Genomic DNA, 21277 nt, shown 5'->3' with positions numbered 1-21277 from the left:
GCGACGGCGGGCGCGGCAGCGTGGCAGCGGGCGCGGCTTCGTCCGGCCGGGGGAACGCCGGAGGGGCGCAGCGGCCGGTCGGCTGCTGCGCCCCTCCGGGCGTGGGTACGGCTGCGGTGATCAGTCCCAGGGATCGCCCTCGGCGGTCATGTCGGCGGCGGCCCGGTGGTCCTCGTCGAGCTGGACGGACTGCGGTGCCGCCGACTCCTCCGGCCCGCTCCGGCCGACCGGGTCGGTGAAGGCGTCGGCGGCCTCGTCGTGGGCGAGCGCGGCGCGCTCGGGCGTACTCGCCGTCTCGTGCGACTTTCCCCGGAACCTGTCGAAGATGCCCATGTCCTCCTCCTTGCGTGCGGTCCGACCTGGGCTTCCCTCACTGTCACACTACGCCGCCGGGGATGCCACCGGGGGCGTGCCGGACCTGGCCCGGGGCCCGGTCGGAACGGTCCGCACGGTCGGCCCGTCCGCACGGTCGGCCCTGTCCGCACGGTCGGCTCAGCCGGAGACGCTGGCCGCGCCGGTCTCCAGGTGGCCGGTGAACCGCTGCGACCAGGTGGGGTCCGAGTCGACGGTGACCGTGAAGTCGTACCAGCCGTCGGTGTAGGCGACGGCGTTGAAGTAGTCGCCCGCCGAGCCGCCGGCCGGCACCCGGTACGTCCAGGGGCCGTCGGTGCGGTAGTTGGTGGAGGTGACGGTGAAGGTCACCGCGGTGCTGCCGGCGTTGGTGAACGCGAACCGGAGGGCGAGCTTGCCGGTGCCGGCCTCGGTCGCGTACGAGGTCGCGACCGACACCAGCTTGCCGGGCTTGGTGGCGTCGCCCTTGAAGCGGCGCAGGAAGCGGTTGGGGCCGACCACGCCGAGGTCGTACGGGCCGTTGCCGTAACCGGTGCCGCAGTTGAAGAAGTCGGTCTGCCGGCCGCCCGCGTCCACCGTGTACTGCCAGGGCCCGCCGGTGCGGTGGGCGTTGGCGTAGGCGGCGAAGTGCGCGGCGGACGTGCCCTGGTTGGTCATGGAGAGCCAGACCTTCATGACGCCGTTGGTGCCGAACTCCAGGTGGTCGAGGTCGCCTCCCGGCTGGTACGGCAGGGCGCGGGCCGGTCGGGTGCCGGCCTCCTGCCGGGGCAGCGCGTTGTCGACGGGGGCCGGGTTGGGCAGCGGGCCGCACGCGGCCATGCCGATGACCGCGTCGGTGTTCGGCAGCGCGGGCATGCCGTACACCGGGTGCGCGAAGTCGAACATGCCGGTGAGGTCGCCGCAGACCTTGCGGCGCCAGGCGGAGATGTTCGGGCAGACGGCGGGCTTGCCGAGGGTCGAGGTCCAGCGCTCCAGGAAGCGCAGCACCGAGGTGTGGTCGGAGACCTCGGAGCTGACCCAGCCGCCGCGGGTCCAGGGGGATATCGCGATCAGCGGCACGCGGAAGCCGAGGCCGATGTTGGTGCCGTCGTAGAACTCGCCCGGCGTGCCGGCCGGCGCCGCGGGCGGCGGCACGTGGTCGAAGAAGCCGTCGTTCTCGTCGTAGTTGAGGAAGAGGACGGTGGAGTCGAAGACGTCCGGGTCCGCGTTGAGCGCGTCCATCACGAGGTGCACGAAGTGCGCGCCGTCGGCGGGGGTGGCGTACGGGTGCTCGGAGGAGGCCTGGTCGGCGACGATCCAGGAGACCTGCGGGAGGGTGCCGCCGAGCACGTCGGCGCGGATCGCGGCGGCGATGTCGTCGGGCGTCCTGCCGGTCTTCTTCGGCACGGAGCCCATCCCCTTGGCGGCGAGGGCACTGCCCGCCGGGGCCTTGGCGAACCGGTCGAAGTAGGCGAGGGCGTTGTCGCCGTAGTTGTCGGCGGCGTTCTGGTAGACCTTCCAGCTGACGCCGGCCGTCTCCAACGCCTCCGCGTACGTCTGCCAGCGCAGGCCCGACTCGTCGCCGCCGTCGTACGCCGGGCCGCCCGCGGTGCCGGCGGGGTCGATCGTGCCGGACCAGTGATAGGTGCGGTTCGGGCCGGTCGCGCTCAGCACCGAACAGAAGTACGCGTCGTTGACGGTCCAGTTGTCGGCCAGCGCGTAGTGGAAGGGCAGGTCGGCGCGGGTCAGGTGGCCGAGGGTGCGGACGTTGCCCTTGGCGGCGACCCAGGAGTCGAGCTTGCCGCCGTTCCACGCCTTGTGCTGGTCGGACCAGGCGTGCGCGAGGTCGCCGTTGCACTGGGCGAGCCGCTCGGGGTCGGCACCGCCGGCCGGCTTGGTCGCGCTGAACTGCCACGGGTACTGCCGGCCGCCCAGCAGGGTCGGCTGGTTGAAGACGCTGTAGCCGCCGGCGATCTGGATCGCGCTGCGGTCGGCGAAGCCCCGGACGCCCTTCAGCGTGCCGAAGTAGTGGTCGAAGCTGCGGTTCTCCTGCATGAGGACCACGATGTGCCGGGCGTCGGCGAGCGTGCCCGTGCTGCCGAGCCCGGCCGCGGAGGCCCGGGTGGTGCCGCCCGCGGCACCGGCCACGGCGGCCCCCGCCGCGGCGCTCGCCGACAGTGCCATGAACTTCCTACGACTGAGCTCAGCCATCGGGCCGCCGTCCCTTCGGTGATGACGCCTGGTGATGTTGTATGGACACGTTGCCCGCAGAACGGGCCGCGGAGAATCGTCACGCAGCGCCGGGCGTCATGACCATGGCCGGGACGCAAGGTTGACGGAGTGTTCGCCGCCGCGTCGCCCGGCGACCGCCCGGTGAACGGGGATAGCGTGGTCGGCATGCGGATCGTCATCGCCGGCGGACACGGCCGGATCGCCCTGGACCTCGAACAGCTCCTCACCGATCGCGGAGACACCCCGGTCGGGCTGATCCGCCACGCCGGCCAGGCCGACGACCTGCGGCAGCGCGGCGCCGAACCCGTGGTGCTGGACCTGGAGTCGTCCGACGCGTCCGAGGTCGCGGCCGTGCTCGGCGGCGCCGACGCCGTGGTCTTCGCGGCCGGCGCCGGGCCGGGCAGCGGCGCCGCCCGCAAGGACACCGTCGACCGGGCGGCGGCGGTGCTGCTCGCCGACGCCGCCGAACGGGCCGGCGTGCCCCGGTACGTCATGGTGTCGTCGATGGGCGCGGACGCGGCCGCACCCGACGGGCCGGACCCGGTCTTCGGCGCCTACCTGCGGGCCAAGGGCGCCGCCGACGACGACCTGCGGGCCAGGCCCGGGCTGGAGTGGACGGTGCTGCGGCCCGGCAGCCTCACCGACGCGCCGCCGACCGGGCTGGTGACACTCGCCGAGCACACCGGCCGCGGCTCGGTGCCCCGCGGCGACGTCGCCGCCGTGCTCGCCGCACTGCTGACCGTGCCCGCCCCCGCCGCCGGCCTGACCCTGGAGCTGCTCTCCGGCCGGCAGCCGATCGCCGCGGCGCTGACCGGGCTCTGAACGGGCACCGCGCCCGGCCGTCCGGCCGGACCGTTCAGCCCTTCACCGCTCGGTCCTTCACCGCTCAGTCCTTCACCGTGATGCCCAGCGCGTGGGCGAACTGCGGGGCCAGCTCGAACAGCTGCCCCGTGTTGAGCACCGCGCCGGAGAGCCCCTGGTGGCCGTCGGGCAGGCCGAGCCGGACGGCGCCGCGCAGGTCGACGTCCGCCATCCGGGCGCCGGCGAACCGCACGCCGTCCAGGGTCGAGCCGGGGAACGACACACCGGTCAGCTTGGCGCCGCCGAGGTCGACGTCCCGCAGCAGGCAGTCCTCGAACACGACGTCGCGCAGCACCGCGCCGCGCAGGTTCACCGACTCCAGCTTGCAGCCGCGCAGCACGGTCCGGCGCACCTGCGAGCCGTACCAGGAGATGCCGGCGAGGACCGAGCCGAGCACCACCGCGTCCTGCCACTCCGACTCCGCGAGGTCGGCCGCCACCAGGCGGCAGCCCTGCAGCCAGACCTCGTTCCAGCGGGCCGTGCGCAGCACCGTGCCGTGCAGCTCCACGTTGGTGAAGGCGCACTCCAGGAAGCTCGCCCCGGCCGCCCCGCCCGTGGGGCCCTCGCCCTCGAAGTGCACCGTGTCGTAGCGGGCACCGCTCTGCAGCGCCCCGCGGTGCGGGGTCAGCAGGTCGGCGTACGGCAGGTCGGCGAGCTGCTCGGGAACGGCGGGCACGGCGGGCATGTCGGTGGCCGATCTGGTGCGGGCCCCGCGGGGGCGGACGGCTGGACGGACGGGCGGCGCAGCCGGGCGGGCCGGCCCCCGGCCATCCTGGCAGGGCGCACCGACATCCCCGGCCGGAGACGGCGGTACGAGGGGGTCAGGGGTCAGGCTCCGCGGCGGGCGTGCAGCGCGATGCCGACCGCCACCGCGGCCGAGGCCACCAGCCCCGCGGCGGGCACCCCCCACCGTCCCGCGGCGGTGCAGGCCAGCACCGCGAGCGCGGCGACCGGCAGCACCGCCTGCTCGGCGCCGCGCTTCACGTGCCGGGAGTGCAGCAGCCAGACCGTGAGGAGGTAGAGCGCCGCCGGCACGGTGACGGCGGCGGTCGCGGCCGCCGCCGAGAGGTGCGCCTGGCCGACCGCGTGCTCCACCGCGACCTCCAGACCGGCGCCGATCGCCGCCGCCGAACCGAGGATCAGGTAGTGCCCGTACCCCCACAGGAACGCCTGTCGGCTGGAGCGGAGCAGGCCGTGGACGGGCACGGCGAAGTAGATCCACCAGGCGGAGAAGCAGAGCAGCACACCGCCCGCGGCGATCGGCAGGAGCTCGCCGAGCGCCTCGTGCTCGTCGAGCGCGGCCTGCACCGCCAGGGTCGCCGCCGCCACGGTCTCGCCCAGCACGATCAGAGTGAACAGCCCGTAGCGCTCCGCGATGTGGTGCGGGTGCCAGGTCGTCCGCGCGGGCAGCTCGGCCAGCACCGGCACCGCCAGCTCGGCGAGCACCCCGAGCGGCAGCACGTAGGCGTAGGCGCTGTGCGGCACCAGCAGCACCAGTGCCCAGCCGATCTGGCAGACGGTGATGCCCAGCGCGTACCGCAGCGCCACCGCCCGGGCCGGCCCCGTCTCGCAGGCCGCCGCGCGCAGCCACTGCGTGACCATCGCGAACCGCATCAGCACGTAGCCGACCACGGAGAGGACGAGGTCCTGCGAGGCGAACATCCGGGGCACCCCGGCCGCCAGCACGAGCACACCGGTGATCTGCACCAGGGTGGTGAGCCGGTACGGGACGTCGTCCACGTCGTAGGCGGAGGCGAACCAGGTGAAGTTCATCCAGGCCCACCAGATCGCGAAGAAGACGAAGAGGTAGCGGGACAGCCCGGTGGCGAGGTGGTCCTCCGCGACGGCGTGCGCGAGCTGCGCGCCCGCCTGGGCCACGGCGACGACGAAGCAGAGGTCGAAGAAGAGCTCCAGCGGGGTCGCGGTGCGATGCGCCTCCCCCGGCCGGCGCGGAGCCATCCGCCGGACCGGCCGGTGGTGCTGGAGGTGGGCCGGCGTGGTCGCCGCACCGGCCGGGTGCTTGGCCTCGTCGCTGGTCATGGTCCCGCCTCGGGAAGGGTCGGTGCGGCATCTGCCCCGCGATCCTGGCACTCCGGCGCGCCCCGCGCACGCATCCCGCGCCTCCGCGCACGCCTCCTCACCCGCCTCAGCGCCCGCCTCCGCTCCCGGGCCCGGCCGGCCGGGCCCGACGGGGTCTCCGCCGTCACCCGCGGTTGACGCGGCAGTGCGCGAACCGGGTGACAGGACCGCGGCTCCCGGGACCGTGCCCGGCGCGCTGCCCCGCACGCCCCGGCCGGGCCGCTAGATTCCCTCCCGAGTGGAACGACGACACGGGCGGTCTGCGGGCAACGCGGAAGGTCAAGGCGGAGGACGGAACACGGGGGCGGTTCTCCGCTGCGCCCCGCACGCCGGCCGAGCCTCGTGATCACCGCGCTGCCTGCCGGCGCGCGGCCCCGGCAGCCGACCCGGACACCCGGCCCGGACACCCGCCGCGGGACACGTCAGGGGACGCGCAGGGTGACCGCGCCCTCACGATTTCCGGCAGGCGCCCGCAGCCGTGTAATGTTCCGCAGGTCAGCAGGCGCCGCTAGCTCAGTTGGTTAGAGCAGCTGACTCTTAATCAGCGGGTCCGGGGTTCGAGTCCCTGGCGGCGCACAGACGGTCGAAGGCCCCTCGCGGAAGCGGGGGGCCTTCGGCGTTCCCGGGACCGGACCCCGCACGGGCCGGGACCCAGTCACCGGGTCGCAGTCGCCGGGGCCCGTGCGGAACGGTCCGGCGGGACGTGTATTGTTCTCTCCGTCACCACGCGCCGCTAGCTCAGTTGGTTAGAGCAGCTGACTCTTAATCAGCGGGTCCGGGGTTCGAGTCCCTGGCGGCGCACAGACGGTCGAAGGCCCCTCGCGAGAGCGAGGGGCCTTCGGCGTTCCCGGGACCGGACCCCGCACGGGCCCGACCCCGCACGGGCCGGGACCCAGTCGCCGGGTCGCAGTCGCCGGGGCCGTCGGGAGGGGTCAGCGGGCGAGCAGCCGGCGGAGCGAGTCCTTCGTCGCGGCCGCGAACCGTTCGCGCTGCCCGGCCTCCAGCAGGTCCAGGGACAGGTACGGGTTGAGGTCCTCCAGCTCGACGAGCAGCAGGTCGCCCTCCGGGGTACGGCACGCGTCGACGCGCTGGATGCCGTGGTCGATGGTGTTCCAGTCGACGAAGTGCTGCGCGAAGGCCAGGTCGTCGCGGCCGGGCCGGTACGGCGCCAGCTCCCAGCGGACCTCGCGGTCGGGGGTGTGCAGCGCGTACTGGAACTCGCGGTCGACGAAGTAGAAGGACACCTCGTAGCGGAAGTCGATCCGCGGCTGGACGAGGACGCCTCCCGCTCCGCAGTGCTCGGCCAGGCGTTCGGGAGCGACGAACTCCAGACCGATGGAGTCCGCCCCCAGCATCGGCTTCACCACGTACTCCGGCGCCTCCGGCAGGCGGCCGAGGTCGGCCGCCGTGCCGACGGTCGGTATGACGGGGTGGCCCGCGGCGGAGAGGTCGAGCAGGTACTGCTTCCCGGCCATGTCCGCACGGCCGGTCAGCTCGTTGAACACCGGGGTGCTGCGGCGCAGCGCCTCGGCCCGGAAGGCGTCGTACTCCGCCTGGTAGTGCAGCACCGGGCCGCTGTTGCGGACCACGACGCCGTCGAAGGAGTCCATCAGCCCGGCCGCATCCAGCGGGTGGCAGAGGGCGACGGTGAAGTCGGTGCGCAGCTCCGCGGAGAGGTGGACGTCCTCGTCGCCGTACCGCCTGCCGCGGGCCGGATAGGTGAGGTCGGTCACGTACAGGATGCTCGGGCGGGCCATGGTGCTCCTCGTGCGGCGGGTCGGGGCACCATACCCGCCGCGCCGCGGCGGGCGGAGCCCCGGGCCCGGTGGTGCCCGGGCGGCCTGCCGGATTAAAGGAGCGGTAGGAAGAAATGGGACATAAGTCCCTAACGCCTGACAAGTCGATCAGGCAGGCTGGGACGGTCCATGCCGTCAGACGCGTGAGCAACCGCTTCGGGGCTCGCAGGAAGGGTCCCCCGGTGCCCCGTACCCCACAGCAGAACGGCCGACCCTCACCCGCCGGAAAGCCGCCGCGCCGGCGGCGGACCGGCCTGCGCCGGTGGCTGCCCACCTGGCGGATGACGCTGGCGGGTGCGGTCGTGGTCGTCGTGCTCTGCGCGGGTCTGTTCACCCTGGGCCTGACGATGGTGAAGGTGCCGGACGCCCACGCCGCCGCCATGGCGCAGAGCAACACGTGGCTCTACCAGGACGGCACGCTGATCGCCCGGACGGGCCGGACGAACCGGCAGAACGTGGCGCTCGACGGGATCTCGCCCGAGGCCCGGCACGCCGCGCTGGCCGCCGAGGACCGGAACTTCTACCACGAGGGCGCGGTCAACCTGCAGGGCCTGGCCCGCGCCGCCTTCAACACGGCCACCGGGAAGAGCACCCAGGGCGGCTCCACCATCACCCAGCAGTACGTCAAGAACACCTACCTGAGCCAGAAGCAGAGCGTCACCCGCAAGGTGAAGGAGCTCTTCATCGCGATCAAGGTGGACGCGACGGAGAGCAAGGACGACGTCCTCGCCGGCTACCTCAACACCTCGTACTACGGGCGCGGGGCGTACGGGATCCAGGCCGCCGCCCAGGCGTACTTCGGCATCGACGCCGACGGGCTCGACGCCGCGCAGGGCGCCTACCTGGCCGCCCTGCTGAACGCGCCGAGCGCCTACGACGTGGCCACCGCCACCCCGCAGGGCAGGCAGAACGCGACGAACCGCTGGAACTACGTGCTGGACGGCATGGTGCAGGAGGACTGGCTCTCCGCCGCCTACCGCGCCGCGATCGCCTTCCCCGAGGTGAAGGAGCCGAAGAACGCCCCCGGGCTCTCCGGCCAGGCCGGCTACCTCGTCGCCGCCGCCACCGACTACCTCACCTCGCAGCACATCCTCACCGACGCCCAGCTCGCCCAGGGCGGCTACGCGATCACCCTCACCGTCGACCCCGAGCGCGAGCGGCAGCTGCAGGCCGCCGTCCGCACCCAGCTCACCGACAACCTCGACCCGGCCGCACGGAAGAAGGACGCCGACGCGCAGGCCGGCGCCGTCTCCGTCGACCCGAGGACGGGCGCGGTGATCGCCCTGTACGGCGGCAGCGACGCCACCGAGCACTGGATCGACAACGCGACCCGGCAGGACTACCAGGCCGGCTCCACCTTCAAGGCCATCGCCCTCGCCGCCGCCCTCGACAGCGGGGCGGCCACGCAGTCCGGCCGCCGGATCAGCGCCGACACCGTCTACGACGGCACCAGTGGCCGCGCCGTCCGCGGCGGCACCGGCGTGCCGTACGCCCCGCCCAACGAGGGCGGCAAGGACTACGGGCAGGTCACCCTCCAGCAGGCCACCGACTGGTCGGTGAACTCCGTGTACGCGCAGCTCGCGCAGGACACCGGCCTGGAGAACGTCCGGAAGACCGCCGTCGCCCTCGGGCTGCCCGCGGACACCCCCGGCCTCTCCGCGGTGCCGTCCATCCCGCTCGGCGCCGCCACCCCGAGCGTGCTCCAGATGGCCGGGGTGTACGCGGCGCTCGACAACGACGGCAGGCAGATCACCCCGTGGCTGGTGAAGTCGGTCGAGGTCGAGGGCGAGCAGGTGCCGCTGCCCGCGCACGGCACCACCCAGGCCGTCAGCACCGAGGCGGCCCGCGCCACCACCGACATCCTGCAGGGCGTCGTCGGCGACCCCGGCGGCACCGGGTACCGCGCCGCCGCGCTGAAGCGCCCCACCGCGGGGAAGACCGGCACCACCGACGACTCCCGGTCGGTCTGGTTCGTCGGCTACACCCCGGACCTCGTGACCGCCGTCGCGCTGTTCGGCCAGGACCCGAAGACCGGCGCCCAGGTCACGCTCGACGGCATCGGCGGCACCGGTTCGGCCGCGGGCGGCCGCTACCCCACGCAGATCTGGACGGCCTACATGAAGTCCGCGCTGGCGGGCAAGCCGGTCACCGCGTTCACCGCGCCCAAGCAGGTGCGCACCAGGCCGGTGGAGACGGCGCCGACCGGCACCCCGTCGGGCACGCCCTCCGGCAGCCCGTCCGCCCCGGCCTCCACCGAGCCCACCGCTCCCGACGCCGGCTCCGACGGGACCGGGCAGAGCAGCCGGCCCCGGTCCAGCCCGGGCGCGACGCCCGGCGCGGGACGGCCCGGCGGTACCGGCGGTACCGGCGGCGTCCTCGGCGGAGGCGGCGGGACGGGCACCGGCTCCGGGACGGGCGGCGGGACCGGCACCGGAACGGGCGGCTCCGGCGGCGGCCTGCTCGGCACCGGGGGCTCCGGATCGGGCTCCGACACCGGCACCGGGGCCGCCCCGGGCGGCGGCGGGTAGCCGGGTCCGCCCGGGCCCGGGCCGGAAGCCCCGCCCGGGCGGGCTCCGCAGGCGCACACCGGAGAGAACAGCACCAAACCTCAAGATGGCGCCTTACGTAGCACGTCCGCGAACTGGCACAATGCGGCGGTGCACAGCTCTCCGCCCTCGCCGCCCCGCCGCCCCGCCTCCCTCGGACCAGCCCTCGCCCTGCTCTCCGCCGTCGCCTTCGGCGGCTCCGGGACGGCCGCCAAACCGCTGATCGAGGCGGGTCTCTCGCCGGTCCACGTCGTGTGGCTCCGGGTGACCGGCGCAGCCGTGGTGCTGCTGCCCCTCGCCTACCGGCACCGGGCGGCCGTACGGCAGCGGCCCGGGCTGCTGCTCGGCTTCGGCCTCCTCGCCGTGGCGGGCGTGCAGGCCTGCTACTTCGCGGCGATCTCACGCATCCCGGTGGGCGTCGCGCTGCTGATCGAGTACCTCGGCCCGCCGCTGCTGCTGGGCTACGTCCGGTTCGTCCAGCGGCGCCCGGTCTCGCGCGGCGCCGTGATCGGCGCGGGCGTCGCCGTCACCGGTCTGGCCTGCGTCGTCGAGGTCTGGAACGGCCTGGGCTTCGACGCCGTGGGCGTGCTGTTCGCCCTCGGCGCGGCCTTCTGCCAGGTCGGGTACTTCGTGCTCGCGGACGCCGGGCGCCGCGGCGAACGCCCGATCGACCCCATCGCGGTCAGCGCGTACGGGCTGCTCGTCGGCGCCGTCGTCCTGACCGCCGTCACCCGGCCCTGGAACGCGGACTGGAGCCTCCTCGGCGGCTCGGTGACCATGAACGGCCACCAGCTCCCCGCCCTGCTGCCCGCCGCCTGGATGGTGCTGGTCGCAACCGTCCTGGCCTATCTGACCGGCGTCGTCGCCGTCCAGCACCTGTCGCCGCCGGTGGCCGGGGTGGTGGCGAACCTGGAGGCCGTCGTCGCCACTGTGCTGGCCTGGGTGCTGCTCGGCGAACACCTCGGGACGCCCCAGCTGCTCGGCGGATTCCTCGTCCTGGCGGGCGCCTTCGCCGCACAGACCAGTCGGCCGCCCGCCGACCGGGCAGCGACCCCGGTCCCGGCCACGCCTGCCGAGCGGGCCGTCGAGCGGGCACCGTCCGCGGCCCCGGTCCCGACCGCCGCCACGGCGACCGGGACCGCCGACGAGCGGGCCGTCGGGTAGCGGTGCGGTCAGGTCGAGGCGCCGTGCGGCCGGGCCTCCGGACCCGCGCCGGTCAGCGGCCCGACCAGCCGAACCAGTCGACGTGGCCGAGCGGCCAGACGACCGCCGCCGCCGGGCCGACGACGTTCCCGACCGGCACGGCCCCGTCGCCGGGGCCCTCCCGGTGGTAGCGCGAGTCGGCCGAGTTGCTGCGGTGGTCGCCCTCCACCCACACGTAGCCCCGCGGCACCGTGACCGGCCCGAAGTCCAGCCCCGCGCAGGAGTCGTCACCGGCGTGCAGGTAGGGCTCGACGACGATCTGCCCGTCGACGCGCAGCTCCGTGCCCCGGCACTGGACGGTCTGCCCGCCGACCGCGATCACCCGCTTGACCAGGTAGTTGTCGTCCTTCGGCGGCAGCAGGCCGACGAAGCTCAGCACGCTGTCGACGGCACCGGGCAGCGTACCGCCGGAGGCCGTCCGCGCCGGCAGCCAGTCACCCGGGTCGCGGAAGACCACGGGCTCGCCGGGCTTCGGCTGCCAGCCGGTGAGGACGGCCAGCTTGTTGACCGCCACCCGGTCGTGCACCCGCAGCGTGTTCTCCATCGAACCGGACGGGATGGTGAAGACCTGGAACAGGCAGGTCTTCACGACCAGCGCCACCAGCAGGCCGACGGCGGCCATCACCGGGAGTTCCATCCACCACGGCCACCGTCGCCGTCCGCGGCGGCCACCGCCGCGGGCCGCGTTCTCGTCCCCGCCACCGGCGCCGCCCCCGGCCGGGGGCGTGGTTCCGGCGTCGGGGCGCCGCGGCCCGGCGATCCGCGGCAGCCGGGCGCGGAGGCCGCCGGGGGGTGCGTCGGAGGGCGTACCGGACGGCATCGCGCCGGGCGGGGTGCCGGTGGCGGCCGCACCGGCGGCGACGGCCCCCTCGGCCGGCCCGCTGCCGTGCTCGGGACCGGCGGCGGTGCCGGCACCCGCGTCCGCGCCCGGGGTGCTCACGTACCTGGTCATCTGCGCTGCCACTCCTCGCGCCACCGCAGCGCGGCCACCGGCCACGACGGCCCACCGGCAGCGCCCCGCCGGTGGGTCGAATATCGCCGGTCGAAGAACGACAGCACGCTAGCGCCGCCCTGCGGCGGTGGCGAATCCCGCGTCGACGTGCGCGCTGCCGACGCCCGGTGCCGGTGCCCGGCTCCGGCCGCCCCGGCACGGGTTTCCTGCTGCGGCACCGCTGCCGCAGCGCCTCCGCCGCGGATCAGGCCCGCGCGATGGCTTCGTGGTGACGGATCACCTCGGCGATGATGAAGTTCAGGAACTTCTCCGCGAAGACCGGGTCGAGATGGGCCCCGGCAGCGAGTTCGCGGAGCCGCTTGATCTGGTCACGCTCACGGGCCTGGTCCGCGGCGGGCAGCTTGTGCGCCGCCTTGAGGCGGCCGACCTTCTGCGTGGCCTTGAAGCGCTCGGCCAGCATGTGGACCACGGCCGCATCGATGTTGTCGATGCTCTCGCGCAGGCTGGTCAGCTCGGCCAGTACGGCGTCCGCGATCTTCCCCGTCGCGTCGACGGTGGGGTCGATGGGCTGATCGGTCATCGGATGATCGCTCCGGGTCTCGCGGGCTGGACATGCCCGAACGGCCGGTGACCGGCGCGGGCCTCGGCAAATCTAACAGGGGCCGCCCCGGGAAACCCCACCCTCCGGACCCCTGGTCCAGCATCCGGACAGCCGCCGCGCGCCAGGTGCGGCCGATCGCCCGGGCAGGGGCCGGTCGGGCCGTAGGCTGGGCCCGGCACCACCGGACCTGATGGTCCACCAGTTCCCGAGCCCAGGAGGTACCTGACCGTGGCAACCACCCGCACCGCGACCACCGCGTGGGAAGGCAATCTGCTCGACGGCAAGGGCGTGGTGACCTTCGCCTCGTCCGGCATCGGCGAGTTCCCGGTCTCCTGGCCCGCCCGCGCCGAGGCGGCCAACGGAAAGACCAGCCCCGAGGAACTGATCGCCGCCGCCCACTCGGCGTGCTTCTCCATGGCCCTCTCGCACGGCCTGGCCGGCGCCGGCACCCCGCCCACCAAGCTGGACACCCAGGCGGACGTCACCTTCCAGCCCGGCACCGGCATCACCGGCATCCACCTCACCGTCACCGGTGAGGTGCCCGGCCTGGACGAGGACGGCTTCACCAAGGCCGCCGAGAACGCCAAGGCCAACTGCCCCGTCAGCCAGGCGCTCACCGGTACGACGATCACCCTGACCGCCAAGCTCGCGTAGGCGCCCGGCCGTCGGCCGACCCGGGTCTCCGCAGGTCCGACGGCACCCCGTCGACCGGGCCGACCGGGGCCCCCGGCGGACGACGCGCCCTGCCCGCGCCCTCCGCGCCCCCGCTTCCGTCACCCGACGGGACCGGGGGCGCCGGTGCGTCCGGGGCACGGAGTCCCACCCTTCGTCAGAAACCCGGCGAATCGCCCTCGCGGCAGTCGCTTCCGCTTCCGTGCGCCGCCTATGATCGGCGGCGACGGCCCGGCCCCGAGGGGTTCGATCGACCGCGGGCGCGGACCGCCGAAAACACGGACCACTGCAGCACGGGCAACCGTCCGGATCACAGTGGGAGCAGCGGACGGGAGCATGCCGTGCCGGGCCGAAACGAGGGGGTCGACGCACACCACTCGGTCGTGCGGTACGAGGAGCTGCACCGGGAACGACCGGGGCGTCCGGAGCCGGCGCACGCGCCCCCGCCCCACCCCGACCAGCGCCACACCGATCAACGGCGCGCCGATCAGCCGCGGTCGGAGCTGCACCGGGCCGATCAGGACCGGGCCGCGCAGCCGCGTGCCGCCGACACTCCGCACGGTGCCGCCGACGGTCCGCCCGTCGAGGAACCGCAGACCGTCTGTCCCGCCTGTTCCGGCCCGGCCGGCGGCGCGAGGAGCAGCGGCGGTAACGGCATCGGCGGTGGCAGCGAACGCCTGCTCGCCGCGCTGCGGGCCAGCGAGTCGCGCTTCCGCGCCGTGTTCGCCGACGCCGGGATCGGCATGGCCCTGATCGACCCCGAGGACCGGATCATCGAGGTGAACCCGGCCTTCGCCGCCATGGTCGGGTGCGAGCCCTCCGAGCTCGGCCGCACGCACATCCACGACATCATCGACCCCGAGGACACCCCGCAGCGCCTCTACCGCGAACTGGTGGACGGCAGGCGCGACCGGATCAAGGTCGAGAAGCGGCTCAAGCACCGCGACGGCCGGTCGGTGTGGAGCAAGGTGACCATCTCCCTGATCAGGGACAGCGCCGGGCACCCCCTCTACACGCTCGCGATGGTCGAGGACGTCACCGAACAGCGGCTGCTCGGCGACCGGCTCGCCTACCAGGCGCTGCACGACCCGCTGACGCGGCTGCCCAACCGGACCCTCTTCTTCGAACGCCTCGAAGCCGCGTTCCTCCCGGCCCGCCCCGGTGCGGACCGGTCCCGGCCGGCCGGCACGTCCCCGACGGCGCCGGGCTCCCTCCCTGCCTCCGTACCTCCCGCCGCGCCGCCGTCCATGCCTACCGGGATGCCTATGGGAATGCCTACCGGGATGCCCGGGGGCGCACCGGCCGGCATGCCCGCCCCGGCGGGTGGCGGTGCCGGACGGAGGGCACACGGCGCGGCGGGCCGGACGGGTTTCACCGGTGCGGTGGCCGGCGGCTCGACCCGCGCGGGAGCGGCTCGTCCGGCCCGCACGGGCGCCGCGGGCAGATCCGCCGGCACGTCGGCGGGCGGCCCCGGGCGCGCGGCCGCGGAGCACGGGCAGCACCAGCGGATCGGGCTCTGCTACCTCGACCTCGACTGCTTCGCCGCGATCAACGAGACCCTGGGGCACCACATCGGGGACCGGCTGCTGGTCGCCGTGGCCGCCCGGCTGGAGAACGGTTTCGCCCGCGGGGACCGCCAGCTGGTGGCCCGGCTCGGAGGGGACGAGTTCGCCGTGCTGGTCACCGACAGCGAGGGCGCGGCGCAGCTCACGGCCCTGGCCGACCGCCTGCTCGGCGCGCTGGAGCGGCCGTTCGAGATCGCCGGGCACCGGCTCGTGGTCACGGCGTCGGTCGGCGTCGTGGAGCGGCCGGTCGAGGGCACCTCGCCGACCGACCTCCTCAAGGACGCGGACTCGACGCTCTACTGGTCGAAGGCCGACGGCCGGGCACGCTGGACGCTGTACGACCCGGCGCGCGGCGCCCACCAACTGACCCGGCAGCTGCTCTCCACCGCACTCCGGCCGGCCCTCGAACGCGGCGAGTTCACCGTCGAGTACCAGCCGCTCGTCGGGCTGTCGGACGGCCTCGTGCACGGCGCCGAGGCGCTGGTCCGCTGGCGCCACCCTCGCTACGGCACGCTGTCGCCCGACCGCTTCATCCCGCTCGCGGAGGAGACCGGGGCGATCGTGCCGCTCGGCAAGTGGGTGCTGGAGGAGTCGTGCCGTCAGGCCCGCCGCTGGCTGGCGGAGTTCCCCGACGCCGACACGTTCGTCAGCGTCAACCTCGCCGCACGCCAGATCTGGGACTCCGACGTCGTCGCCGACGTCGCCGAGGTGCTCCGACGCACCGGCCTGCCCGCCGGGCTCCTCCAGCTGGAGATCACCGAGAGCGCCCTGCTCGGCCCCGGCGGACGCCCGCTGCAGGCCCTGCAGGCGCTCGCCGACATGGGCATCCGGATCGCCATCGACGACTTCGGCACCGGCTACTCCAACCTCTCCTACCTCTCCCGGCTCCCCGTCCACGTGCTGAAGCTCGACGGCACCTTCGTCGAGGGCTTCCGCGACGCGGGGGCCGTCGGCGGCCGCGCCGACGGCGGCCGACCGGCCGCCGGGGAGGCCGACGGCCTGCGCGCCCGCCGCACCGAGGCCGACGAGCAGATCGTCGGCGCGATGGTGCAGCTCGCCCACGCCTTGGGGCTCACCGTCACCGCCGAGGGCATCGAGAACGAGGCCCAGGCCGAACGCCTCCGCCTCACCGGCTGCGACACCGCCCAGGGCTGGTACTTCGCCAAGCCCGGCGCGGCGGACCTGGTGGCCGCGATGCTCCGCGAGAACGGCTCGCGGTGATCCCGCCCGCGGTGGCGGGACACGACGGGCGGTGCACGGGTACCGCCGGGGCGGGGTGCGGGGCGGAGCGGGGTGCGGGGCGGAGCGGGGTGCGGGGCGGAGCGGGGTGCGGGGCGGAGCGGGGTGCGGGGCGGAGCGCGGCGGCCTCGGCACCACCGCGCGCTCGCGGGATGGTGCCGAGGCCGGCTCGGGACGGGCTCAGACCACCGGTCCGGCAGCCGCGGAGCCGTCGGTGGTGAGCCCGTAGGCGTCCGCGATCATCCGGTAGGAGCGGTGGCGTGCCGCGTGGCCGTGGATGTGCGACGTCACCATCAGCTCGTCCGCGCCGACCCGCTTGCGCAGCGCCTCCAGGCCGTCCGCCACGTCGCCCGGGGCGCCGAGCACCACGTTGCCCAGCCAGGTGGCGAGGAAGTCCGCCTCCGCCTCGGTGTAGGGGTGGGCGGCGGCCTCGTCCGGGGTCGGGATCGGGCCGGGCCGTCCCTGCCGGAGCCGCAGCATGGCGAGCCCCGCCGAGCGGGACAGCCACAGCGCCGCGGCCTCGTCGTCGGCGGCCACCGCGCTCACACCGATCAGCGCGTACGGCTCCGCGAGCACCTCGGAGGGCTGGAACGAGCTCCGGTACAGGTCGAGGGCGGGTTCCGTGTTGCCGGCGCTGAAGTGGTGGGCGAAGGCGAAGGGCAGACCGAGCCGGCCCGCGAGCCGGGCGCTGAAGCCGGACGAGCCGAGCAGCCAGATCGGCGGCCGCTCCGGACCCTGGGGCACGGCCGTCAGCCGTGCGTACGGGTGCCCTGCGGGGAAGTCCGCGTCGAGGAAGTGGGTCAGCTCGGACAGCAGCTGCGGGAAGTCGTCCGCGCCGTCCGCGAGGCCGCGCCGCAGGGCCCGGGCGGTGGCCTGGTCCGTGCCCGGGGCGCGCCCCAGGCCGAGGTCGATCCGACCCGGGTGGAGCGCCTCCAGCAGCCCGAACTGCTCGGCGATCGCCAGCGGCGCGTGGTTGGGCAGCATGACGCCTCCCGAACCGAGCCGGAGCGTCGTGGTGTGCGCGCCCAGGTGCGCCAGGAGCACGGCCGGGCTGGAACTGGCCACCCCTGGCATCCCGTGGTGCTCGGCGACCCAGAAGCGGTGGTAGCCCCACTCCTCCGCGCCGCGGGCGAGCTCGGTCGTGGCGGCGAGCGCCTCGGCCGGGGTGTGGCCGGCGCCGACCGTGGCGAGGTCGAGGATGGAGAGCGGGGCGGGCGCGGACCCCCGGGCCCGGCCCCGGACGGCGTCCTCCGACCGGCTCGCGTCCTCGGATGGGGTGGCCTGCGCCCCGTTGGTCCCGCTCGGCCGCTGGTCCTCGCTGCTCATGCCGCCCGTCCTCCTGATCTCCGCGATCCGTCTGCGATGCCGCTGCACCGGCGCCACCGCGTGACCGGTGGACAGTGGGACAACAACCCCGGACCGGCCCCGGGTGTTCCCGGCCGTCCGGCCCGCAGCCGGCCCCCGCCCCGCACCGGCCACCGGGGCGGAGCCCGTCCGCGCACCTGCCCGCCTGCCAGAGCGGGCCCGGCCGGCGCCCCGCCTGACCTGGACCGCAGGGCGCTGGCGACTTCATGCCAGCGCCGGAAGTCGCCAGCATCTGAGGTCGCGTCAGAGGATCGGATCGGGCAAAGTTACCCACCAGTGCGGTGCATGTGCGACCGCGCTCCTGACGAGGACAGCCGGGCTGGACCAGCGCCGCGCCGTCTGCACGAGCCCCCGGAACGGCACCCCGTTCCGGGGGCTCGTGCCGTGTCGGGACAGGTCCACGCGCGGACGGCGTCCGGTCCGGGCGGGGTGCCCGTTTCCGCGGCGCCGGGCACCGGATACCCCGCCGGACCGGCGGCCGCAGCACGCGGCCGTACGGGCTCCGCCGCGCGGCCCGCTCCGGTGGTCGGGCCCGCGCATCACGCCCACGGTCGCGCGTGACGGAAGTTCGCGCGGAATGGTTCCGGCCGGTGCTGTGAAGCGCGGCACAGGGGGTGCTTCACGGCATGAAAGGTCGAGTCGCTAGCGTTACTCCTTGCAGCACTGCTCTCCCCCGGGCGGTCTGGAGGGAGCTCGACCTTGGACGCCGCAGCCGTCATCGGCCCGACATGGATCTGCGCGCTGGCGCTGTGCGCCGTGCTCGGTGACGCCTTCCTACCCTTCCTGCCCAGCGGCACGCTGGTGATCCTCGCGGTTCTGCGAACGTCCGAGGTCGACGGCGCTCCGCTGCTGCTCGGCGCCGGCGTGGCCGTCGCCTCCTTCCTCGGCGACCTGCTGCTCCTGCAGTTGGCCCGCCGCGGGGCCCCCGCGGTGCGGCGCCGGCTCGCAAGCCGGCCCGGGCTGGCCACCAGTGTGGAACGCGTGCAGGCGGGTCTCGCGCAGCAGACCAGCCGGGCGGCGGCCGTCATCGTCATCGTGGCGAGGTTCGTGCCCGCCGGGCGCACCATCCTGGATCTCGCGGTCGGGCACTCGCCGGACTCCTCCCGGCTCTTCCTGCGGTGGTCCGCCCTGGCGGCCGTGATCTGGGCGACGTACATCGTGAGCCTCGGCTGGCTGAACAGCCACTGGTTCGACACCGCCTGGCTGAGCCTCGCGGTCTCGTGCGCGGCGGCGACCCTCATCAGCACCTCGGTCGCCCGGCTGATCAGGCGCCGGCGCCGGAGCGCCGTCGCCTGCTGACACGGCGGCGCCCGGACGTCCCACCGGGCGTCCCACCGGGCGTCGCACCGGGCGTCCGCAGGACCCGACGCCGGGCGGTCGAAGCCCGTCCTGTCTCAGGACGGCAACAGTCGGCCGGAACGGGAGCCGTCACGGGACTCCACGCGTGATGGGTAGCGGTGGCATTCGGAGCCCCGGCACTCCCGCGGGCACCTGCCATCCTTGAACAGCACACATGATCGATTGCCCGACGATGTCGGTGCGCCCAGACGGCCACGCGGAGGCAGGGCGCCGGCCGCGTCGTCGGTGCCACGCCCAGGGGGAGACCATGAGCAGCATCTCACGCAGGACCGTGCTGAGTGCCGGTGCGGCCACCGCGGCACTCGGAGTGGTGACGGCGTGTTCGGGCGGCGGATCAGCGTCCGGAGACGCGCAGGGCGGCACGGCGAGCGCGTCCGGAACCCGGCCCACGGTGCAGCCCGTCAAGGCGACCCCGCTGGGAGACGGCTCGACCTCGGACTCCGGGATCCAGCCGAACCAGCCCAAGCCCGAGAAGCTGAAGCCGGGCGAGCAGCCGCCGCAGTTCGTCGTCTTCTCCTGGGACGGCGCCGGCGCGACCGACGACGGGCAGTTCGGCCGGTTCCTCAAGATCGCCGAGGAGCACAAGGCCGCCATGACGTTCTTCCTCTCCGGCATCTACACCCTGCCGAAGGAGAAGGCGAGCCTCTACCACCCGCCACGGCACTCCGTGGGCGCGTCGGACATACCCTTCCTGTCCGGGAACGCGGTGCGGAACACGGTCAAGCTGATCAGCCAGGCCTGGCTCGACGGCCACGAGATCGGCACCCACTTCAACGGGCACTTCTGCTCGAGCCGCTCCGACCACAACGGCGTCAACAAGTGGACTCCCGAGGACTGGGAGAGCGAGATCCAGCAGGCGATCTCCTTCGTCACCGGGTGGCGGACCAACACCGGCTTCACCGACGTCGAGCCGCTGCCCTTCGACTACAGGAAGGAACTCATCGGCGGCCGTACGCCCTGCCTCGAAGGCCAGAAGGCCCTGCTGCCCACCGCCGCGAAGCTCGGCTGGAGGTACGACGCCAGCTCGCCGGGCGGCCAGCAGATCTGGCCGCAGAAGGTGCAGGACGGCAAGATCTGGGACTTCCCGCTGCAGGCGATCCCGTTCCCCGGCCACACGTTCCAGGTGCTGTCGATGGACTACAACATGCTCGCCAACCAGTCGCGCACGACCAAGGGCGACCCGGCACGGTACGGCGAGTGGCGCGCCCAGGCCAAGGGGGCCTACATGGCCGGCTTCGAACGGGCCTACACCACGAACCGGGCGCCGCTGTTCATCGGCAACCACTTCGAGCAGTGGAACGGCGGGATCTACATGGACGCGGTCGAGGAGACCCTGAAGGAGATCGCCGCGAAGCCGGACGTCCGCCTGGTCTCCTTCCGCCAGCTCGTCGAATGGCTCGACGTGCAGGACGAGTCGATGCTGCGGAAGCTGCGGACGCTCGGCGTCGGCAAGGCCCCGGCCGACGGCTGGCAGGCCTTCCTCGGGGCGGCGGGCTGAGGCCCGCCACTCGCCGCCGTCCGGGGGCTCGGCCGGGGCGGCCCCGGTGGTGTCAGGCCGCGGACCCGCCGTCCAGGATCCGTTCGACGACGGCGTCCGCCCCGGCCGCGCCGCCGATGATCGAGTAGTGGTTGCTGCCGGGCACCCGCGTGGCCGGGACCCTGGTGCCGTCGAGGCCCGCGCGTTCGATCCGGGCCGGGTCGTACAGGCCCTGCGGTTCGTCGAGCAGGCCGCGCTCGGCCCAGAGCAGCTCGGCGCGACACGGCAGCCGGTGGATCGCGGCCGCGGCGTCCTCGTCGAGCAGGACCTCGCGCCCGTCCTGCCGGATCGCGTCCGGCACGCAGGAGGAGCGGAGCTCCGGTTCCTCTCCCACCAGGTCGCGCTGGGTGTAGGCGTCCCAGCGGTCGGTCCAGGCACCTGCGAACGCCGGGTGGGCCAGCCAGAAGTCCCGGTACGCCGCTCGGTCGGGAAACGTCATGGACAGCCGCGCCAGTGCGGGGCCGAGGACATGGGCCAGGGCGTCGTCCTCGTCGACGCCGGCCGGGAGCGGGAAGCTCAGCGCACCGTCGACGAGGATCAGGCGGCGCACCAGCTCGGGATGCCGGACGGCCGTCAGCGCACCGACCCAGGCACCCATGGAGTGCCCGAGCAGAAGGGCGGGCCCGAGGCCGAGAGCCTGGACGACCTGCGCGACGTCGTCGGCGTGCCGGGCCAGGCCGAACGGGCCGGTGACCTCGCGGCTGCCGGCCCGGCCGCGCAGGTCGGGGGCGACGAGCACCGCCTGCCCGGCGAGGCGATCGGCGACCGTGCCCCACGCGAGTGCGTTCGCGGTGATGCCGTGGACGGCGACCACGGTCGGCGCGTGCGGCGTCCGGGCCGGCCAGCGCAGCACCGTCAGGTCTCCGCCGGGAACAGCGACGGTCAGTTCCTCGTGACCTGCGACATGACCTTCGACGTGACCTGCGACGTGGCCTGCGAC

General features: G+C 74.4%; 16 protein-coding genes and 2 tRNA genes. 9 read left to right on the top strand and 9 right to left on the bottom strand.

Features of this window, described 5'->3' with window-relative positions; all coding sequences use genetic code 11:
• Positions 1–120: 120 nt before the first annotated feature.
• A complete protein-coding gene (locus tag OG335_RS24145) occupies positions 121–333 on the bottom strand; it encodes a hypothetical protein (RefSeq protein WP_405013204.1) in 213 nt (70 codons plus the stop codon).
• A gap of 159 nt (positions 334–492) precedes the next feature.
• Positions 493–2541, bottom strand: a complete 2049-nt coding sequence (locus OG335_RS24140; protein WP_405013203.1) for a phosphocholine-specific phospholipase C — start codon at positions 2539–2541, stop codon at positions 493–495.
• A 186-nt stretch (positions 2542–2727) separates the two neighbouring features.
• On the opposite strand from OG335_RS24140, the gene OG335_RS24135 reads away from it, so the two are divergent.
• On the top strand, positions 2728–3384 hold the full coding sequence (locus OG335_RS24135) for an SDR family oxidoreductase (protein ID WP_405013202.1): 657 nt from the start codon (positions 2728–2730) through the stop codon (positions 3382–3384).
• Between the two features lie 64 nt (positions 3385–3448).
• On the opposite strand, the gene OG335_RS24130 is transcribed toward OG335_RS24135, so the two are convergent.
• Complete coding sequence (locus OG335_RS24130) at positions 3449–4108, bottom strand: pentapeptide repeat-containing protein (protein ID WP_405013201.1); 660 nt, start codon at positions 4106–4108, stop codon at positions 3449–3451.
• Positions 4109–4251: 143 nt separating this feature from the next.
• Positions 4252–5463, bottom strand: a complete 1212-nt coding sequence (locus OG335_RS24125; protein WP_405013200.1) for a low temperature requirement protein A — start codon at positions 5461–5463, stop codon at positions 4252–4254.
• Positions 5464–6004: 541 nt separating this feature from the next.
• On the opposite strand from OG335_RS24125, the gene OG335_RS24120 reads away from it, so the two are divergent.
• Together OG335_RS24120 and OG335_RS24115 are read left to right on the top strand one after the other, a co-directional pair.
• Positions 6005–6078, top strand: a tRNA-Lys gene (locus OG335_RS24120).
• Between the two features lie 151 nt (positions 6079–6229).
• Positions 6230–6303 (top strand) — tRNA-Lys (locus OG335_RS24115).
• A 131-nt stretch (positions 6304–6434) separates the two neighbouring features.
• On the opposite strand, the gene OG335_RS24110 is transcribed toward OG335_RS24115, so the two are convergent.
• Positions 6435–7259 (bottom strand): hypothetical protein, encoded by an 825-nt coding sequence (locus OG335_RS24110; RefSeq protein WP_405013199.1) that lies wholly within the window; start codon positions 7257–7259, stop codon positions 6435–6437.
• 221 nt (positions 7260–7480) lie between these two features.
• Between OG335_RS24110 and OG335_RS24105 the strand changes: the two genes are divergently transcribed.
• Together OG335_RS24105 and OG335_RS24100 are read left to right on the top strand one after the other, a co-directional pair.
• Positions 7481–9826, top strand: coding sequence for a transglycosylase domain-containing protein (locus OG335_RS24105; protein ID WP_405013198.1), 2346 nt, complete (start codon positions 7481–7483; stop codon positions 9824–9826).
• Between the two features lie 129 nt (positions 9827–9955).
• On the top strand, positions 9956–11008 hold the full coding sequence (locus OG335_RS24100; RefSeq protein ID WP_405013197.1) for an EamA family transporter: 1053 nt from the start codon (positions 9956–9958) through the stop codon (positions 11006–11008).
• A 52-nt stretch (positions 11009–11060) separates the two neighbouring features.
• On the opposite strand, the gene lepB is transcribed toward OG335_RS24100, so the two are convergent.
• Positions 11061–11999, bottom strand: a complete 939-nt coding sequence (gene lepB, locus OG335_RS24095) for a signal peptidase I (RefSeq protein WP_405013196.1) — start codon at positions 11997–11999, stop codon at positions 11061–11063.
• A gap of 244 nt (positions 12000–12243) precedes the next feature.
• Complete coding sequence (locus tag OG335_RS24090) at positions 12244–12579, bottom strand: chorismate mutase (RefSeq protein ID WP_405013195.1); 336 nt, start codon at positions 12577–12579, stop codon at positions 12244–12246.
• Between the two features lie 249 nt (positions 12580–12828).
• Between OG335_RS24090 and OG335_RS24085 the strand changes: the two genes are divergently transcribed.
• Entirely contained in the window at positions 12829–13254 is a 426-nt protein-coding gene (locus OG335_RS24085; protein ID WP_405013194.1) for an OsmC family protein, read from the top strand.
• A gap of 359 nt (positions 13255–13613) precedes the next feature.
• A complete protein-coding gene (locus tag OG335_RS24080; protein ID WP_405013193.1) occupies positions 13614–16058 on the top strand; it encodes a putative bifunctional diguanylate cyclase/phosphodiesterase in 2445 nt (814 codons plus the stop codon).
• Positions 16059–16256: 198 nt separating this feature from the next.
• Here OG335_RS24080 and OG335_RS24075 read toward each other — a convergent pair whose 3' ends face one another.
• On the bottom strand, positions 16257–17402 hold the full coding sequence (locus OG335_RS24075; RefSeq protein WP_405013192.1) for an LLM class flavin-dependent oxidoreductase: 1146 nt from the start codon (positions 17400–17402) through the stop codon (positions 16257–16259).
• A gap of 738 nt (positions 17403–18140) precedes the next feature.
• Between OG335_RS24075 and OG335_RS24070 the strand changes: the two genes are divergently transcribed.
• Positions 18141–18740 (top strand): DedA family protein, encoded by a 600-nt coding sequence (locus OG335_RS24070; protein ID WP_405013191.1) that lies wholly within the window; start codon positions 18141–18143, stop codon positions 18738–18740.
• A 307-nt stretch (positions 18741–19047) separates the two neighbouring features.
• The gene (locus OG335_RS24065; protein ID WP_405013190.1) at positions 19048–20298 is read left to right on the top strand and encodes a hypothetical protein; all 1251 of its coding nucleotides are present in this window, start codon (positions 19048–19050) and stop codon (positions 20296–20298) included.
• A 52-nt stretch (positions 20299–20350) separates the two neighbouring features.
• On the opposite strand, the gene OG335_RS24060 is transcribed toward OG335_RS24065, so the two are convergent.
• Positions 20351–21223 carry an alpha/beta fold hydrolase gene (locus OG335_RS24060; protein WP_405015508.1) on the bottom strand — a complete coding sequence of 291 codons (873 nt, stop codon included), beginning with the start codon at positions 21221–21223 and terminating at the stop codon, positions 20351–20353.
• Between the last annotated feature and the right edge of the window lie 54 nt (positions 21224–21277).

The sequence above is a fragment of the Kitasatospora sp. NBC_01539 genome (assembly GCF_045040525.1).
GTDB lineage: Bacteria > Actinomycetota > Actinomycetes > Streptomycetales > Streptomycetaceae > Kitasatospora.
This window is presented reverse-complemented; position numbering and strand designations above follow the sequence as displayed.